This is a genomic window from Variovorax sp. Root411 (assembly GCF_001425205.1).
Classification (GTDB): Bacteria; Pseudomonadota; Gammaproteobacteria; order Burkholderiales; family Burkholderiaceae_C; genus Variovorax.
The window spans coordinates 367586-380886 of the sequence record NZ_LMDW01000016.1; the positions used below are offsets into that span (position 1 = coordinate 367586).

At 65.3% G+C, this 13301-nt stretch carries 19 protein-coding genes; 8 read left to right on the forward strand and 11 right to left on the reverse strand.

The features are described from left to right. Positions 1-18 precede the first annotated feature (18 nt). On the reverse strand, positions 19-2718 hold the full coding sequence (locus ASC92_RS18360; protein WP_056518451.1) for a bifunctional acetate--CoA ligase family protein/GNAT family N-acetyltransferase: 2700 nt from the start codon (positions 2716-2718) through the stop codon (positions 19-21). An 85-nt stretch (positions 2719-2803) separates the two neighbouring features. On the opposite strand from ASC92_RS18360, the gene ASC92_RS18365 reads away from it, so the two are divergent. After that, positions 2804-3298, forward strand: a complete 495-nt coding sequence (locus ASC92_RS18365) for a low molecular weight phosphatase family protein (RefSeq protein ID WP_056518452.1) — start codon at positions 2804-2806, stop codon at positions 3296-3298. Positions 3299-3337: 39 nt separating this feature from the next. Here the strand turns inward: ASC92_RS18365 and ASC92_RS18370 are convergent, their stop codons facing one another. Both ASC92_RS18370 and ASC92_RS18375 read right to left on the reverse strand, forming a co-directional pair. Beyond that, positions 3338-3544, reverse strand: coding sequence for a dodecin (locus ASC92_RS18370; RefSeq protein WP_056518453.1), 207 nt, complete (start codon positions 3542-3544; stop codon positions 3338-3340). Between the two features lie 120 nt (positions 3545-3664). Then, on the reverse strand, positions 3665-4609 hold the full coding sequence (locus ASC92_RS18375) for a LysR family transcriptional regulator (RefSeq protein ID WP_056518454.1): 945 nt from the start codon (positions 4607-4609) through the stop codon (positions 3665-3667). A gap of 72 nt (positions 4610-4681) precedes the next feature. Between ASC92_RS18375 and ASC92_RS18380 the strand changes: the two genes are divergently transcribed. Then, positions 4682-5815, forward strand: coding sequence for a DSD1 family PLP-dependent enzyme (locus ASC92_RS18380; protein ID WP_056518455.1), 1134 nt, complete (start codon positions 4682-4684; stop codon positions 5813-5815). Between the two features lie 84 nt (positions 5816-5899). Here ASC92_RS18380 and ASC92_RS18385 read toward each other — a convergent pair whose 3' ends face one another. Next, a complete protein-coding gene (locus ASC92_RS18385; protein ID WP_056518456.1) occupies positions 5900-6274 on the reverse strand; it encodes a winged helix-turn-helix transcriptional regulator in 375 nt (124 codons plus the stop codon). Between the two features lie 53 nt (positions 6275-6327). Between ASC92_RS18385 and ASC92_RS18390 the strand changes: the two genes are divergently transcribed. The 3 genes from ASC92_RS18390 to ASC92_RS18400 are packed head-to-tail and all read left to right on the forward strand — an operon-like array spanning position 6328 to position 7857. Then, positions 6328-6774, forward strand: a complete 447-nt coding sequence (locus tag ASC92_RS18390) for a DoxX family protein (RefSeq protein WP_235505881.1) — start codon at positions 6328-6330, stop codon at positions 6772-6774. Positions 6775-6790: 16 nt separating this feature from the next. Further along, complete coding sequence (locus ASC92_RS18395; RefSeq protein WP_056518458.1) at positions 6791-7534, forward strand: SDR family NAD(P)-dependent oxidoreductase; 744 nt, start codon at positions 6791-6793, stop codon at positions 7532-7534. 14 nt (positions 7535-7548) lie between these two features. Further along, positions 7549-7857 (forward strand): NAD(P)H-binding protein, encoded by a 309-nt coding sequence (locus tag ASC92_RS18400; RefSeq protein WP_056518459.1) that lies wholly within the window; start codon positions 7549-7551, stop codon positions 7855-7857. On the opposite strand, the gene ASC92_RS28145 is transcribed toward ASC92_RS18400, so the two are convergent. Further along, positions 7819-8085 (reverse strand): winged helix-turn-helix transcriptional regulator, encoded by a 267-nt coding sequence (locus ASC92_RS28145; RefSeq protein ID WP_235505914.1) that lies wholly within the window; start codon positions 8083-8085, stop codon positions 7819-7821. The genes ASC92_RS18400 and ASC92_RS28145 overlap by 39 nt on opposite strands. A 115-nt stretch (positions 8086-8200) precedes the next feature. Here ASC92_RS28145 and ASC92_RS18405 point away from each other — a divergent pair, with 115 nt between their 5' ends. Next, a complete protein-coding gene (locus tag ASC92_RS18405; RefSeq protein WP_056518460.1) occupies positions 8201-8743 on the forward strand; it encodes a carboxymuconolactone decarboxylase family protein in 543 nt (180 codons plus the stop codon). A 60-nt stretch (positions 8744-8803) separates the two neighbouring features. Further along, positions 8804-9130 (forward strand): EthD family reductase, encoded by a 327-nt coding sequence (locus tag ASC92_RS18410; protein ID WP_056518461.1) that lies wholly within the window; start codon positions 8804-8806, stop codon positions 9128-9130. Between the two features lie 212 nt (positions 9131-9342). Here the strand turns inward: ASC92_RS18410 and ASC92_RS18415 are convergent, their stop codons facing one another. The 6 genes from ASC92_RS18415 to ASC92_RS18435 form a co-directional block, all read right to left on the reverse strand. Then, the gene (locus tag ASC92_RS18415) at positions 9343-9699 is read right to left on the reverse strand and encodes a hypothetical protein (RefSeq protein ID WP_056518462.1); all 357 of its coding nucleotides are present in this window, start codon (positions 9697-9699) and stop codon (positions 9343-9345) included. A 205-nt stretch (positions 9700-9904) separates the two neighbouring features. Continuing rightward, positions 9905-10126 carry a GNAT family N-acetyltransferase gene (locus ASC92_RS29655; protein WP_082519635.1) on the reverse strand — a complete coding sequence of 74 codons (222 nt, stop codon included), beginning with the start codon at positions 10124-10126 and terminating at the stop codon, positions 9905-9907. Then, positions 10051-10314, reverse strand: a complete 264-nt coding sequence (locus tag ASC92_RS18420) for a hypothetical protein (protein ID WP_056518463.1) — start codon at positions 10312-10314, stop codon at positions 10051-10053. Before ASC92_RS18420 ends, ASC92_RS29655 begins: the two co-directional genes overlap by 76 nt. 104 nt (positions 10315-10418) lie before the next feature. Continuing rightward, the gene (locus ASC92_RS18425) at positions 10419-10766 is read right to left on the reverse strand and encodes a GFA family protein (RefSeq protein ID WP_056518464.1); all 348 of its coding nucleotides are present in this window, start codon (positions 10764-10766) and stop codon (positions 10419-10421) included. A 77-nt stretch (positions 10767-10843) separates the two neighbouring features. Continuing rightward, positions 10844-11134 carry a DUF1330 domain-containing protein gene (locus ASC92_RS18430; RefSeq protein ID WP_056518465.1) on the reverse strand — a complete coding sequence of 97 codons (291 nt, stop codon included), beginning with the start codon at positions 11132-11134 and terminating at the stop codon, positions 10844-10846. A 114-nt stretch (positions 11135-11248) separates the two neighbouring features. Beyond that, entirely contained in the window at positions 11249-12583 is a 1335-nt protein-coding gene (locus ASC92_RS18435) for a PLP-dependent aminotransferase family protein (RefSeq protein WP_056518466.1), read from the reverse strand. Between the two features lie 95 nt (positions 12584-12678). On the opposite strand from ASC92_RS18435, the gene ASC92_RS18440 reads away from it, so the two are divergent. Continuing rightward, positions 12679-13281: a DJ-1/PfpI family protein gene (locus ASC92_RS18440; protein WP_056518467.1), complete on the forward strand. Its 603-nt coding sequence runs from the start codon at positions 12679-12681 to the stop codon at positions 13279-13281. Positions 13282-13301: the final 20 nt, after the last annotated feature.

The window sequence follows — 13301 nt, forward strand, 5'->3', positions numbered from 1 at the left end:
GGCGAGCGCTACAGAGCGCTACAGCATGTATGTCACGAGCTTGAAGTCCGGGTCCTCGGGGAAGGGCTTCACGGTGAAGCCCAGCCGCCGCACCAGCTTCAGCATGTCGGGGTTGTTGGCAAGCACCAGCCCGTCGATCTCCGCGAGGCCCTTGTCGCGCGCCACGTCAATGATGCTTTCCAGCAGCCGCGAGCCAATGCCCTTGCCGCTGAACTCGTCGGCCACGACCAGCGAGAACTCGCAGCTGGTCTGGTCGGGGTTGGTGACGTAGCGCGACACGCCCACGATGTGCTCGCTCTCGAGCACGGTGCCTTCGGGCGACAGGCTGCGCTCCAGCATCACCGCCACCAGCGCCATCTCGCGGTCGTAGTCGATCAGCGTGAAGCGCGACAGCATCGACGGCGGCAGCTCGCGGAAGCGCGAGACGAAGCGAAACCAGCGGCTCTCGGGCGACAGGCCCTGCACCAGCGCCTGCAGCATCTGCGCGTCGTTGGGGTGCACCGGCCGCACGATGTAGGTGCCGCCGCCGGTGCCCGGCAGGGGCCACTCGCGCCGGTAGCGCGCGGGGTACGGCATGATCGCCAGGTGCTGGTAGCCGTTGCCCAGGTGGCCCGCCGCCGCCTGCGCGCTGCTGCCGATCACGATGCGCGCATCGACAGACACCGCGCCCGACTCGTCCACGATGATCGGGTTGATGTCCATCTCGCGCAGCTCGGGCAGCTCGCACACCATTTCCGACACGCGCAGCAGCACGTCTTCGATCGCTTCCATGTTCACCGCGCTCGCGCCGCGCCATTCGCCCAGCGTCTCGGCCACGCGCGAGCGCTCGATGAGCCGGTGCGCGAGAAACTGGTTGAGCGGCGGCAGCTCCATCGCGCGGTCGTTCAGCAGCTCGATCATGGTGCCGCCTGCACCAAACACGATGACGGGCCCGAAGGGCTCGTCGGTCACCATGCCTACGTAGATCTCGCGGCCGCGCCGCGCCCGCACCATCTTCTGCACGGTCACGCCGTTGATGCGCGCCTCGGGCGCGAGGCGGGCCACGCGCTCCATCATCTCGATGTAGGTGTCGCGCGCGCCGGTGCCGTTCATCACGTTGAGCGCGACGCCCTCGACGTCCGACTTGTGCGCGATGTCGGGCGAATCGATCTTCAGCGCCACCGGAAAGCCGAGCTGCGTCGCGATCATCATCGCCTCGCTGGCGCTGCGCGCGAGCATCGTGCGCGTGATCGGAATGTGGAAGGACGACAGCAGCGACTTCGATTCCATCTCCGTCAGCACACGGCGCCGCTCGGCCAGCACGCTTTCGATGAGCAGGCGCGCACCCTCGATGTCGGGCTTGGCCAGCGCCGACAGCGGCGGCGGCGTCTGCTGCAGCAACTGCTGGTTCTGGTAGAAGGCCGCGATGTTGCCGAAGGCGCCCACCGCGGCCTCCGGCGTGCGAAAGCTCGGAATGGTTGCCTCGGCCAGCACCGAGCGCGCCTTGCCGACGGAAGAGTCGCCCATCCAGCAGGCCAGCAGCGGCTTGTTCATCGGCCGCGGAATGTCCGCCAGCGCTTTCGCGGTGGCGGCCGCATCGGCGCCGGCCTTGGGCGAGAAGATGGCGAGCACGCCGTCGACCTGGCTGTCGGCGGAGGCCGCGTCGATGGCGGCGCGGTAGTGTGCGGGCTGCGCGTCTTCCGACAGGTCGATCAGGTCGGCCAGCGAGGCGAGCGGGGGCAGGGCGGGCTGCAGCAGCTTCTGCGCGGGTGCGGAGAGCTTGCCCAGGTCGAGCCCGATCTCGTTGATCCAGTCGGCCGCCAGCACGCCCGGGCCGCCGCCGTTGGTGACCACCGCAAGCCGCTTGCCCACGGGACGGTAGCGCGAGGCCAGGCACTTGGCGGCCGAGAACAGTTCGACGAAGGAACGCACGCGCACGGCGCCCGCGCGGCGCAAGGCGGCATCGAACACATCGTCGCTGCCCACGATGGCCGCGCTGTGCGTCTGCGCGGCCTCGTTGCCCGCGGGCTTGCGGCCGGCCTTGAGCACCACCACCGGCTTGGCATGCGAGGCCGAGCGCAGCGCGCTCATGAAGCGACGCGCGTCGGCAATGCCTTCGAGGTACACGATGATGCTGTGCGTGGCCTGGTCGTTGGCGAGGAAGTCGAGCACCTGCGGAATGTCGACCGAGGTGTGCGGGCCCAGCGACACCACGCTGGAAAAACCGACGCCGTTCTGGCGTGCCCAGTCGAGCATCGAGGCCGTGAGCGCACCCGACTGCGACACCAGTGCGAGCGGCCCCGGTCTGGCCAGCGGACCGGCCGCGCTCGCATTCAAATGCAGCAGCGGCCGCTGGAAGCCCAGAGAGTTCGGCCCCAGCAGATGCACCCCTTCGCGCCGCGCGATCTTGCGCCACTGCGCCGCCTGTTCGGCGCCGATACCGCTTGAAAGAACCACTGCTGCCGTGCAGCCGATGCGCCCGGCAACTTCAAGCGCGGCCGCCACGTCGCGCGGTGCCAGCGCGATCAGTGCGAGATCGGCATGGGTCTGCGCCAGCTCTTCGAGCGTGCCCTTGGTGCGCACGTCCAGAAAGCGCAACGTGCCGTCGAAGCGGTCGGCGCGAAAGGCCTCGCGCAGCGTGTGGCCCGCCGGAGTCTGGCCACCCGGATCGTCGGCATGGCCGACGAAGGCCACGATGGAGGCGGGCGCGAAAAGCGGGTTCAGGAAATGCTTGTCCATGCCCCCAAGTCTGCACCGTTCGGTGGCCGCTGTGCGGTGTGATGGTCAGGACGGATTCAGCGCGCTTGGCTATAGTCAAGGTTCCATGCAAAAACGTATCGGCGTGATCTTCGTCTCGCGACGAAATTCATTACGCAGCATCCTGGCCGAAGCGTGCCTCGCGCACCTGGACCCGAAGCGGTTTTCGGCATCTTCCTGCGGTCAACCCGGGCACGTCGCCCGCGAGTTCCATCCCGCAGCCGTCGCCGCATTGAAGAGCGCGAGCATTCCTTTGCCGCTGCGGCCGCCGCGCAGCTGGGACGAACTGGTGCGCGCGAATGCAACGGCGGCAGACTTCGTCATCACGCTGGATGCAACCACCGAATCCCGCCAGCCGCCATGGCCCGGCCAGCCCGACGCGGCGTTGTGGGCCTATCCGGATGTGGCCGACGGCAGCGACCCGGACAAGATCGCGCACGACGCGATCCAGATGCTGTTCTCGCTGCGCCGCCGGCTGGAGCTGCTGGTGAGCCTGCCGATACAGGGGGTGGACCGCTCGGCCGTTCGCTCGGACGTGCGGGACCTGGGCTACTTGCGCTAGCGGGCCCGCGCAGCGTGGCGCCCTGCGCGCCCGTTCGCTTCACTCCAGCGTGAAGCCGATCTTCAGCGTTACCTGCCAGTGCGCCACCTTGCCGTCGACCACATGCCCGCGCGTTTCGGTCACGGTGAACCACTGGATGTTGCGCACCGTCTCGTGCGCCTTGGCGATGGCCGCCTGCACGGCATCTTCGATGCCCGTCGGCGAGGAGCCCGTCAGTTCGAGCGATTTGTAGACATGGTTGGACATGGGATCGGTCTCCTTCAGGTTGTTGGTTGGACAGCGGCTGCGAGGCGGCCGCAAAACATCGTAGTCCTGTTGCGGGCGGCAGTGGACGAATCCGGCCCACGAATGAATCCGGTTATCGGGCTATCGATATGCGCGCAGCTGCTTTCCAGCAGCACCGAAGCTCTCGACCAGGAACCCGACGACGGCCTGCACGCGCGCTGTGCGGCCCTTGCGGCTCGGCACCAGCAGCGTGACTGGCGCACTGTCGAACTGCCAGTCGGCCAGAACGCGCACCAGCGTGCCGCGCGCAACGGCGTCGGCCGCGTCCCATTCGGAACGCAGCACGAGGCCCATGCCTTGCTCTGCCCATTGCCGGGCCACGCCGCCATCGTTGGTGACGTAAGCGGGCGAGATGCGCAGCGTCTCCCGCGCGGCCAACCGCTTGCCCGATGACCCGGCTGCGCCTTTGGCCGGGCGCACATGCCACAGCGTCACGTCTTCGTCGTTCTCGCGGATGCAGATGCAGTCATGCGCCAGCACTTCGCGCGGCGCACGCGGCACGCCGTGCAGGCGCAGGTAGTCGGGGCTCGCGCACAGCCAGCGCTCGTTGGCGCTCAGCGTGCGTGCCACCCAGGAAGAATCGCGCACCGCGCCGATGTGGATCACCGCGTCGGCGTCGTGCCGGTCGGGCCATGGGGTTTCGCGCAGGTCGAGCTGCACGCGCAGCGCCGGATGCAGCCGGGCGAAGCGCGCCAGCATCGGCGCGATGTACTGCCGGCCGTAGCCGAAGGGCGCCGCGATGCGCAGTGTGCCGGTGAGCCGCCGGTCGTCGCGCTGCATGGATTCGCGCAGGCCCTCGATCTGCCCGAGCAGCGCGGCGGCCTCGCGCGCGAAGCGTTCGCCCTCGGGCGTGAGGCTCAGCCGCCGCGCGGTGCGGGTGGCGAGCGACAGGCCCAGCGCGGCTTCGAGCTTGCGCAGCCGCATCGACAGCGCGGGTGGCGTCACGTCGAGCGCGCGGGCCGCGGCGCTCAGCGAGGGTTCGCGCAAAAGGGCGGCGGCGAGCTGCATGTCCTCGATCTGGATCATTAACTTGTGCTTAACGATTGATGACCGTGCATTGAAGCACAGGCATGGCCTTGAAACGTACAGTCGAAAGCCATGAGTACCCTTGCCACCATCGACACACCCGCCGCCCTCATCGAACAGGCGCGCATGCAGCACAACATCGCGCGCATGCAACAGCGCATGAACGAACTCGGCGTGCGCTTTCGCCCGCACGTGAAGACCAGCAAATGCATCGACGTTGCCAAGGCGCAGCGCGACGCAGGTGCGCAGGGCATCACCGTTTCCACGCTGAAGGAGGCCGAGCAGTTCTTCGCCGGGGGCTTCACCGACATCCTCTATGCCGTCGGCATGGCGCCGCATCGGCTGCCGCATGCGCTGGACCTGCGCCGGCGAGGCTGTGCGCTCGGCATCATCACCGACGGCGTGGAATCGGTGCGGGCGATTGCAGCCTTCGGCCGCGCGAACGGCGAAGTGTTCGACGTGCTGATCGAAGTCGACACCGACGGCCACCGCTCCGGCATTCGCCCCGAGGAAGACGCGCTGCTCGACGTGGCACACGCGCTGCACGACGGCGGCATGCGCCTTGGCGGCGTGATGACCCATGCCGGCTCCAGCTACGAGCTGGACACGTCCGAGGCCCTGACGGCGATGGCCGAACAGGAGCGCTCGGGCTGCGTGCGCGCCGCACAGCGCCTGCGCGGCGCGGGCCTGCCGTGCTCCGGGGTCAGCGTCGGCTCCACGCCCACGGCGCTGATGGCCCAGGCGCTCGACGGCGTGACCGAGGTGCGGGCCGGCGTGTACGTGTTCTTCGACCTCGTCATGCGCAACATCGGCGTTTGCACCGAGGCCGACATCGCCTTGAGCGTGCTCACCACCGTGATCGGCCACCAAGCCGAAAAGGGCTGGGCCATCGTCGATGCGGGCTGGATGGCCATGAGCCGCGACCGCGGCACGCAGAAGCAGAAGCGCGACTTCGGCTACGGGCAGGTGTGCGATATCGACGGCAGGGTGCTGAATGGCTACGTGCTCAGCGGCGCCAACCAGGAGCACGGCATCCTCTCGCGTGAAGGCGCGCCGGACACGGACATCGCGGCGCGCTTTCCCATCGGTACGCGGTTGCGCATCCTGCCGAACCACGCCTGCGCGACCGGCGCGCAGTTTCCCGAATATCACGCGCTGTCGGAAGAGGGTGCGCTGAAGACCTGGGGACGGTTCCACGGCTGGTGACGCGGAGGGGCGTACGCGATCAGGAATGCATGTGCCAAACGCGGCACTTGTTCGCGCGTCGTGCGAATCGAGACTTCCTGGCGCCTAGACTTTCGCCTTGCGGCCTACCGCCGGCCGCTTTGGAACACTGCCTCCATGCAACTGCCACCACGCCGCTAGTGCTCGCATCGTCGGCCCAAGTCCACGGGCCTTCGGCGTAATTTCATATTCGACTCGCGGAGGCACCTCCGCGAAAACGGTGCGCAACACCAGGCCATCCGCTTCCAGCTCGCGCAGTTGCGCCGTCAGCATGTGCTGGGTGATACCGGGAATCGCCTTGCGCAGCTCCCCAAAGCGATAGACCCGCTGGTTGAGCAGCCACATGATTTCCAGCTTCCATTTGCCCGAGAGCAGCGCGAATGCGCGGCGCATTTCCTCGTGCATGTTGATCTCATTGCCGCCATTAGTCTGCTTTTTCATACTAGGTGCCATTTCTTCATCCTACTTGCGAATATTGATGTTAGGCGAGATCCTTGCTGCAAGCCGATGCAATCACGCTGGCTCAGGAAAAACTCATGAATGGAAACCTTCTTTATTGGATCAGCACGGCGCTGTTGTCAGCGCTCTATCTGGCGTCCGCCACGATGTACATCGCCAAGAGCGAATGGGTTCGTCAGGCTCTGGCCGACATGAACTATCCGCGCTATCTCGTACCGATCCTCGCCGCGGTGAAGCTGCTGGCAGTAGCCGCTGTGTTGTCGCGCCCGAGCGTGGCGCTCAGTGATCTCGCCTACGCCGGAATGTTCTATCACCTGCTGCTCGCGGGCGTTGCACACCTCGGGGTCCGCAAGCCGGGCGCTGCGGTGCCGGCAGCCGTGGGCCTTGTGCTGCTGGTCGCTTCGTTCATGACGCAGAACGGGGCGCGAGAGCTTCCATCGCCCTACGCGCCCATGGCGACACACCACACAAGCCTCAACTAACTAACGGAGATTCAACATGACTCGTCTCAATGGAAAAATTGCTCTTGTCACAGGTTCCGGCCGTGGCATTGGCCGTGCCACCGCGAAGCTGTTTGCAGCGGAAGGCGCGAAGGTGGCGGTGGTGTCACGCACGCCAGCCAACGTCGAAAGCGTTGTTGCCGACATTCGATCCGCGGGCGGCACCGCGCTCGGCGTCGTTTGCGACATCGGCAATGCCGACCAGATCAAGGCAGCGGTAGACAAGGTGGTTGCGGCTTACGGCGGCATCGACATCCTGGTGAACAACGCCTTCGATCCTTCAGCGCCGTTCTCGACCATCATCGATCTTTCGGTGGAGCAGCTTCAGCGCAATTTTGAAACGGGCCCGATTGCGTACCTCAGGACGATGCAGGCCTGCCATCCGTACCTCAAGGCGAGCGGGGAAGGCCGCGTGATCAATTTCGGCTCCATGGCCGGCGTCATGGGCTTGATGGGCTACGGCCCCTACAACATGGCGAAGGAGGCAGTACGCGCATTGACCCGAACCGCCGCGCGCGAGTGGGGGCCCGACAAGATCACCGTGAACAATGTCCTGCCTCTGGCAGAGACATGGGGCAAGGAGGCCAACGTGCCCGCCCCGACCAACGCCCTCGCGCGCTTTGGCTCGCCAGTGGAAGACATCGCACCCGTTGTCCTGTTCCTCGCAAGCAAGGATGGCCAGTTCCTGACAGGCTACAGCCTCACGCCGGACGGTGGCTCGATCATCGACAGCGCGCGCTGAGCGTCGTCTCGGCGATGAAGCAGGAAGAGGTGAAGCGCCTCGTTGCCTTGTCGACAGGAACGGCCGTCGATCCCGGCGACGGTTCGGATTGGAAGATCCGGGCTGCTGCACTGTTGATCAGGGTTGCAATGTCCAGTGCCTATCGCGACATCGTCGGACTCGCGAAGTTCATGCGAGCCTCGCAGCTGGAGTGGACCATGGTTCGGGTCGCATTCCTGAACGATCGCCCAGCCTCCCGGCGCCTGAACTCCCTGACGCCAACGCGTATGGTGCGAGTCGTTTTCTCATCGCTTTCCGTGCCCCCACTGATCCGCCCAGGCTGACAACGGCTTCAGCGCCTTCGTAAGCCGTCGCCCTTCGTCCGTTAGTCGATAGCCGCCCTCGGCATGTTCGACAAGGTCGGCTTCCCTCAGTTCAGTGAGCCGCGTGTTGAGCAATCTGGTGTTCGTCTCGCAAGCGTCTTGCAAGGCCCTGAAGGTCAGCGGGTCCCCCCGAAGTTCCCAGAGCACGCGCAGCGCCGTGCGCCGTCCCAATAGGTCCAGAGCCACCATGACGGGGCGTCCGGTGGTGGACCCGCGAACTGATTGGCCGATGCGAGGTGTCGTCATGCTTTACTTTATACAGCAGGAAGCCTACGATAGCGCGGCCGTTGAATCAGGAGTCCGTATGCCCGCACGCATTGAGCCAGCAACTCCACCATTTGGTGAAGACATTTCCAGGCCACTCGACAGGCTGATGAAGGGACAGCCCCCTCTTCGGCTGTTCACGACGTTGGCACGCGACCCTCGTCTATTTCAAAAGTTCTTTGCCGGCGGGTTGCTGGACAAAGGCAACTTGAACATCCGACAGCGCGAAGTCGTGATTCATCGCACAACGGCACTGAGCAAATCCGAATATGAATGGGGCATCCACGTCACGGCCTTTTCAAAGCTAGGCGGCCTGACACCAGAGCAGGTTCAGGCGACCGTCACGGGTTCGGCGAACGACGCCTGCTGGTCAGCCGAGGAACAAGTCCTTGTGCGCCTATGCGACTCTCTGCACGAGCACTCCGACATCGACGATGGACTGTGGAACGAGTTGCGAAAGTACTTTGCCGAAGAAGCCATCATCGAATTGCTGATGCTGGCTGGCTTCTATCGCACCGTCAGCTACCTGACGAACGGGCTGCGCATGCCCTTGGAAGAGGCGGGCGCACGATTCCCGGCTTGAGGCTGCTTCTGGGCGAGGCGTCGGCGTATTGACTACCGTGCAACAACAGGAGAACTCTCGATGATCAAAGTCAGTGTCATGTACCCGTATGCCGGAGGCGCCCGATTCGATCACGCTTACTACCGCGAGACGCATATGCCAATGATGAAACGGCTGCTCGGCGCTGCATGTCTGTACTACATGGTGGACAAGGGCATCTCAGGGCGCGCCCCGGGCACTGACCCTGTTTACGTAGCCAAATGCGAATTCGTCTGTACTTCTGTCGAAGCTTATCGGGCAGCTTCTGGCCAGCACCAGCAGGAGATCAGGGGCGACATCGCCAATTACACGGATATTCAACCCGTGGTGCAGATCAGCGAAGTGGTAGTAGAGCGTTCGGAAGTTTGACCAAGGTGCGAATTGGCCAAGCACCGCATCCGCGTATGGCAAATCCCTGGGATAGCGCGGTGCTTTCCAAGCGTTTCACCACGTCGACGTAGTCGCGAAGCCAGCCCAAGCGGCGCGGTGTCCGGTTGTGGCCGACTGGAGCCGAGCGCCCCATCGTCGCGAACGAACTGCTGCCCACCACGCGTCGCAGTTTCACCGCCCCTCCGGCAGCTCTACGCTCGGAACCAAATCTTGAGCGTCACATACACGGCATAGCTCAGGCCAAGCACCATCCAAGCCAGGAAAAACATGTTGGCCCAGTAATCGCCAACATTTGCCGCCAGGGTGTAGACCTGCAATCTGCAAGCCTTGCCGACGCATGGCACCTCACCCCGAACCAGCGCGCGCAAGAACTCAAACAAGAAGTAGCAGACCGCGACAGCAGTCACGAGCAATCCCACCGGCCCTACAAGTCCTTCGGTGCGTTCGCCGTTCTCATCCCAACGCCCCTTCCGAAGCAAGTTTTGCCCGAACTTGTACCAGGCAAATCCGAGCAGGAGCATCAGCGAGTAGAAAATGGCGGTACGCATGTCATCGAGTCGTTGTGCTGTGAGGGGGAAGTGCGTCGACAGGATGGTACCCGAGCAACGAGCGCGCATTGGCCGGCGGGAATCAGAGCTCACCGCATGTGCCTACCCGGCCGTCAGGAGACGGGGTCCGCCTCTTGGCACGACACGCGCAACCATCATCGAGCGCCGGCATCCGACGCTTCCGCTTAAAGCCGATAACTGGAGGTCAGCGGTGAGTTTGGCCGACTTGAATGAACCATTGTCTCTCGTAGTAACTGCAGAGACCGGCGTTCTTGGCGCCGCAGTCCAGCCGAAGGAACTGCCGCTCTCGCAGGAAGGCTTGGTGCAGCGCCCATTTGATAACCATCGCACCTATGCCTTTTCCGTGAATGCTGCTTTCGACGGCGAGGCCGTGGATGTAGCCGCGATCGGCTGCTGCTTGCCCCAGTAGTACTCATCGTCCCATTGAAGGCAAGTCGTACCGACCAACCTACCGTCCTGCCGGACGATGTACATCTGGCTCTCAGCCATGTCGCCGCGCTCGACTTTGTATTGGGTAGCGCCGTTGAGGATGGCGATGAGATCGGCAACGTCGCCCAGTTCCGCTCTGCTCACTGAGATTGCACCGTTTTCCATCCCTCGTTCCTGTTGTGTGTGAATGGCTTTGGCGGAGTTGGAGCAATGGGCCGAGTGGATACACCGACCTGTGTCACCGCGCGGCGGGCCGCAATGCGCCGGGCCTACTTCGAACGTCCGTCGAAATGCTGTACCGGCACCGCCTCAAGGTCAATGCCCTCGAGGCAGCGGACGTTGATGGCCGCTATCTTGTTGCCCTTGGGATCGGTGCCTTCGCCGAAGGGGTGAATGCCGCAGACCGGGCAGAAGCGATGCGAGATCACGTGCTTGTTGAACATGTAGTTGCTCATGTCCTCGGCTGGCGTCTTCAGCCTGAGCCGCTCGTGCGGCACGAACCACAACAACGATCCTTTGCGTTGGCACATCGAGCAATTGCATGCCATTGCCCCTAGGATGTCGCCCTCGACTTCGAAAGCGATCCGACCACAGTGACAGCTGCCTTGGTAGTTCATCGGTCCTCCAGAAGAAGAAAAGTTGCGCGTGGTCAATGATCGTGCGCGCATTCCGCGCCCGCCTCACCCGGGATTGCTCACACCCCTTCGACGATCCGCAGATCCCGTTCGGCACCGTCGCCCAGTGCCGCCAGCGCGGCTTGGTAGTCGGGGCTGTCATGAACGGATCTTGCCTGGTCGATGCTGTCGAATTCGATCAACACAGTGCGCTGGGCCAGTCCGAACTCGTAGACCTCGGCCGGCATCCCTCGCGCCAGAAAGCGTCCGCCGCCGGCGGTGATTGCCGGGCCGGCCAGCTTTGCGTAGGCCGCAAGTTTGTCGGCGTCCTTGACGGCACGGTATGCACTGACCCAGTAGGCTTTTGCCATGGTGATTTCTCTCAGGTTGGGGAGCAGGCAATATAGCTTGCGATGGCTCCTCGCCACCACTCGCCGGCATGGACACCCTCCGATGAAACGGCTGTGTCGCCTCTGCAGGCACTCTCAGAAGGACTGTTCCGCAACCACCCGGCGCACCGTCTGCAAGGCACTGCGCAGGCTGTCCAGCCCGACGGAGCCGAGCGCCAGCCGCAGCGCATGCGGCACGTGCTGCGAGGCGGCAAAGGGCTCGGCCGTCGACACCGACACGCCATCGCGCATCAGCGCCGCCGCGACGCGGTCGGCGCGCGTTTCTTCCGGCAAGGGCAGCCAGACGAAGTACGACGCCGGGTGGCGCACGCAGCGCAGCCCGGCGAGCGCGTCGCCGGCAATGGCCTGCCGCGTCGCGGCGTCGTGCCGTTTCTCGGATTCGAGCCGGCCGACGGTGCCGTCCTCCAGCCATGCGCAGGCGATTGCCGTGGTCACGCCGGGCGTGCACCAGGTGGTGGCCCGGATCGCCCGTTCGATCTTCGGCACCCAGGCCTCGGGGACCACGACGAAGCCCACGCGCAGTCCGGTCGCCACGCTCTTGGACAAGCCCGAGACGTACACGGTCGTCTCCGGTGCCAGAGTTGCCAGCGGGGGAGGCGGGTTGTCGGCCAGAAAGGCGTAGGCCGCGTCTTCGATGACGATCAGGCCGTGCCGCCGCGCGATGGCGGCCAGGCGGCGGCGCCGGCTCGCGCTCATCACCCAGCCGAGCGGGTTGTGCAAGGTCGGCATGGTGTAGACGGCGCGCACGCGGCGCTGCGTGCACAAGCGCTCCAGCGCGTCGAGGTCGGGACCCTGGCCTGATGCCGGAATGGGCGCCAGCTCCAGCCGCTGCGCCTCGGCGAGCACCTTGAAGCCCGGGTAGGTGAGGGCATCGACCGCGACCACGTCGCCCGGCTGCAGCAGCGCCATTACCGTTACCGCCAGTCCGTGCTGCGCGCCGTCGACGATCAGCACTCTCGACGGTTCGGCCGCCAGCCCGCGCGACGCGAGGTGCCGCGCAACGCAGGCGCGTTCGTGCATCCGGCCGCCGTGGGGCGCATAGCGCAGCATCGCTTCCAGTTCGCCGCCGGCGGCAAGCTGGCGCAATGCGCCGCGCAGCAGTTCGGCCTGTCCGGGCAGCGAGGGGTAGTTGAAGTTCAGGTCCACCAGGCCCGCGGCCACGGCCTGCTGGTCGATGCCCAGTCCGCGAGGCCGCACGGTCTCGCGCACGAAGGTGCCGCGGCCGACCTCGCCGCTGACCAGCCCCATGGCCTCGAGCTCCGCATAGACGCGCGATGCCGTGACCAGCGCCAGCCCGTGGCGTTCGGCCAGCCGCCGGTGCGTGGGCAGGCGGGTGCCGGGCTGCAGGCGCCCCGCGCGGATCTCGGCGGCGAGTTCATCGACCAGTTGCTTGTAGCGGGCTTCGGCCATCGCGGGATGTATCCATGACAATTCTTTGATTGTATTGATTGCCTCTCCTACGATGGGCGTGCACCTTCCCAAAACGCACGAACTCCACGAACACCATGCACATCGCGATCCTCACCTTCGACGGCTTCAATGAACTCGATTCGCTCATCGCGCTGGGCGTCCTCAACCGGATCAAGAAGCCGGACTGGCGCGTGAGCCTGTGCTGCCCGACGGCGGAAGTCACCTCGATGAACGGCGTGACTGTTCGCGCGCAATCGCTGCTCGAAGACGCGCGCCGTGCGGATGCCGTCGTCGTCGGCAGCGGCATCCGGACACGGGAGGTCGTCGCCAGTCCCGAGTTGATGGGGCGCCTCGCGCTCGATCCGGCTCGCCAGCTGATCGCGGCCCAGTGCTCGGGTACGTTGATTCTGGCGAAGCTCGGCCTCGTGGGCGGAGTGCCGGCCTGCACCGACCTGACCACCAAGCCCTGGGTGCAGGAGGCGGGCGTGGAAGTACTGAACCAGCCTTTCCATGCGCGCGGCAACGTCGCCACCGCGGGCGGTTGCTTTGCTTCTCCCTACCTGGCCGGCTGGATCATCGCCCGCACCGAAGGGCTCGAGGCTGCCGCCGCCGCGCTTCACTACGTCGCACCCGTGGGCGAGAAGGAAGCCTACGTTGCCAATGCGCTGAAGAACATCACGCCGTACCTGCCGCAGTGACACCCGGGTTCGGCTGAACG

What these genes read in the sequence shown, in the direction of transcription:
- ASC92_RS18360 (WP_056518451.1), bottom strand. Translation starts at nt 2,718, where the DNA reads ATGGACAAGCATTTCCTGAACCCGCTTTTCGCGCCCGCCTCCATCGTG.
- ASC92_RS18365 (WP_056518452.1), top strand. Translation starts at nt 2,804, where the DNA reads ATGCAAAAACGTATCGGCGTGATCTTCGTCTCGCGACGAAATTCATTA.
- ASC92_RS18370 (WP_056518453.1), bottom strand. Translation starts at nt 3,544, where the DNA reads ATGTCCAACCATGTCTACAAATCGCTCGAACTGACGGGCTCCTCGCCG.
- ASC92_RS18375 (WP_056518454.1), bottom strand. Translation starts at nt 4,609, where the DNA reads ATGATCCAGATCGAGGACATGCAGCTCGCCGCCGCCCTTTTGCGCGAA.
- ASC92_RS18380 (WP_056518455.1), top strand. Translation starts at nt 4,682, where the DNA reads ATGAGTACCCTTGCCACCATCGACACACCCGCCGCCCTCATCGAACAG.
- ASC92_RS18385 (WP_056518456.1), bottom strand. Translation starts at nt 6,274, where the DNA reads ATGAAAAAGCAGACTAATGGCGGCAATGAGATCAACATGCACGAGGAA.
- ASC92_RS18395 (WP_056518458.1), top strand. Translation starts at nt 6,791, where the DNA reads ATGACTCGTCTCAATGGAAAAATTGCTCTTGTCACAGGTTCCGGCCGT.
- ASC92_RS18400 (WP_056518459.1), top strand. Translation starts at nt 7,549, where the DNA reads ATGAAGCAGGAAGAGGTGAAGCGCCTCGTTGCCTTGTCGACAGGAACG.
- ASC92_RS28145 (WP_235505914.1), bottom strand. Translation starts at nt 8,085, where the DNA reads ATGGTGGCTCTGGACCTATTGGGACGGCGCACGGCGCTGCGCGTGCTC.
- ASC92_RS18405 (WP_056518460.1), top strand. Translation starts at nt 8,201, where the DNA reads ATGCCCGCACGCATTGAGCCAGCAACTCCACCATTTGGTGAAGACATT.
- ASC92_RS18410 (WP_056518461.1), top strand. Translation starts at nt 8,804, where the DNA reads ATGATCAAAGTCAGTGTCATGTACCCGTATGCCGGAGGCGCCCGATTC.
- ASC92_RS18415 (WP_056518462.1), bottom strand. Translation starts at nt 9,699, where the DNA reads ATGCGTACCGCCATTTTCTACTCGCTGATGCTCCTGCTCGGATTTGCC.
- ASC92_RS18420 (WP_056518463.1), bottom strand. Translation starts at nt 10,314, where the DNA reads ATGGAAAACGGTGCAATCTCAGTGAGCAGAGCGGAACTGGGCGACGTT.
- ASC92_RS18425 (WP_056518464.1), bottom strand. Translation starts at nt 10,766, where the DNA reads ATGAACTACCAAGGCAGCTGTCACTGTGGTCGGATCGCTTTCGAAGTC.
- ASC92_RS18430 (WP_056518465.1), bottom strand. Translation starts at nt 11,134, where the DNA reads ATGGCAAAAGCCTACTGGGTCAGTGCATACCGTGCCGTCAAGGACGCC.
- ASC92_RS18435 (WP_056518466.1), bottom strand. Translation starts at nt 12,583, where the DNA reads ATGGCCGAAGCCCGCTACAAGCAACTGGTCGATGAACTCGCCGCCGAG.
- ASC92_RS18440 (WP_056518467.1), top strand. Translation starts at nt 12,679, where the DNA reads ATGCACATCGCGATCCTCACCTTCGACGGCTTCAATGAACTCGATTCG.